Annotated in this window: 2 protein-coding genes; one reads left to right on the top strand and one right to left on the bottom strand. The window is 66.8% G+C overall.

Annotated features, from left to right (window positions below):
* Window positions 1–255 precede the first annotated feature (255 nt).
* Window positions 256–699 carry a universal stress protein gene (locus Tther_RS13070; RefSeq protein ID WP_143904558.1) on the top strand — a complete coding sequence of 148 codons (444 nt, stop codon included), beginning with the start codon at window positions 256–258 and terminating at the stop codon, window positions 697–699.
* A gap of 60 nt (window positions 700–759) precedes the next feature.
* Here Tther_RS13070 and lgt read toward each other — a convergent pair whose 3' ends face one another.
* A complete protein-coding gene (lgt, locus tag Tther_RS13065) occupies window positions 760–1,554 on the bottom strand; it encodes a prolipoprotein diacylglyceryl transferase (RefSeq protein ID WP_143904556.1) in 795 nt (264 codons plus the stop codon).
* Window positions 1,555–1,809 lie beyond the last annotated feature (255 nt).

Raw genomic sequence — 1,809 nt, 5'->3', positions numbered from 1 at the left:
GCGCCATCCAGTCCGTTCTCGAGCAAGATCGCATAAGCGGCTTCCAAGGGGTTGGTTTCGACTCGTATTGCCATGAGGGTTACACCCCTTTCTCGAAGTCATGGCGTCAGACCCACCCTCGCGCTGTCTGCTGGGCGGGGAGCGTAGGCGCGTAGCGCCGGAGATCCCCGCCCAGCAGACAACCGGCAAAATGGAATTTACAGAAAGAACGATACACAACTGGTCGCCGCGCCTCACGCAACAAGGAGACCGTTTATGTACCAGCGCATCCTGGTGGCCACCGATGGCTCCCAACTGTCGGACCGGGCCGTCGAGCACGCCATCGCCCTGGCCGACCTCACGGGCGCCGAGCTCGTGGCGCTGCGCGTCGTGCCGCGCTACCCGCAAACCTACTTCGAAGGCGGCATCGCGCTGGCGGCGGCGGAAGTGCGGCAAATCGAAAAGCAGTGGGAGGACGAAGCCCGCGCCACGGTCAACGCGGTCAAGGCACGGGCGCAGCCGCGCCAGGTCAAGGTCAAGCCGATCACGGTGAAGTCCGATCTGGTGGCCGAGGCGATCATCGCCGCGGCCAAGCGCCACAAGTGCGACCTGATCGTCATGGCCTCGCACGGGCGGCGCGGCCTCAAGCGCCTGCTGTTGGGCAGCGAAACCCAGCAGGTGCTCACGCACGCGCACACGCCCGTGCTGGTGCTGCGCTAGACGTGCTGGTGCTGCGCCAGAGCCAAACACGCAAGCGCGGCGATGGGCTGGCCGAGCGTTTCAGGTCGGCCGCCGGCGTGCCCACACCCACAGGGCCACCCCAGCCCCCACCATGGGCAGGCTCAGCCACTGGCCCATGCTCAGCCCCAGCGACAGCAGGCCGAGGTGGGCGTCGGGCTCGCGGAAATACTCCGCAGCAAAGCGCAGCACCCCGTAGCCGACCAAAAACGCGGCCGACACCTCGCCCTCACGGCGTGGCCGGCGCGCAAACGCCCACAACAGAACGAACAGCAGCAACCCCTCCAGCGCAAACTGGTAGAGCTGCGACGGGTGGCGCGGCAGCGGCCCCGCCGCGGGGAACACCATGGCCCACGGCAGGTCGGGCGGCGCGAGGCGACCCCAAAGCTCGCCGTTGATGAAGTTGCCGATGCGCCCCAGCGCCAACCCCACCGGCACGCAGGGTGCGACCAAGTCCATCACCTGCAGCCAGGGCCGGCGCTGACGCCGCGCCCACCACGCCATGGCCAGCAGCACCCCCAGCAAGCCGCCGTGAAAACTCATGCCCCCTTCCCACACGGCGAAGACGCGCCACGGCGCGGCCAGATAGGTCAGCGGCTGGTAGAACACCACATACCCCAGGCGCCCGCCCAGGATGACGCCCAGCACGCCCCAGAACAAAATGTCTTCCACGTCGCGCGCTTGCCAGCCCAGCGTGCGATAGGGCTCGTGCCGCACACGGCGCCGTCCCAGCCAGACGAACATGGCAAACGCGGCCAGGTACATGAGGCCGTACCAGTGCACGGCCAGCGGCCCGATGCGCAGGGCCACCGGGTCGAATTGGGGATGCATCAACATGCGCCGATGGTACGCGATGGCCGCCGCGGCCGGCAGTTGTGTATCGTTCTTTCTGTAAATTCCATTTTGCCGGTTGTCTGCTGGGCGGGGATCTCCGGCGCTACGCGCCTACGCTCCCCGCCCAGCAGACAGCGCGAGGGTGGGTCTGACGCCATGACTTCGAGAAAGGAGTGTAACCCTCATGGCAATACGAGTCGAAACCAACCCCTTGGAAGCCGCTTATGCGATCTTGCTCGAGAACGGACTGGATGGCGC

The organism is Tepidimonas thermarum (assembly GCF_007556705.1).
Classification (GTDB): domain Bacteria; phylum Pseudomonadota; class Gammaproteobacteria; order Burkholderiales; family Burkholderiaceae_C; genus Tepidimonas; species Tepidimonas thermarum.
This window is presented reverse-complemented; position numbering and strand designations above follow the sequence as displayed.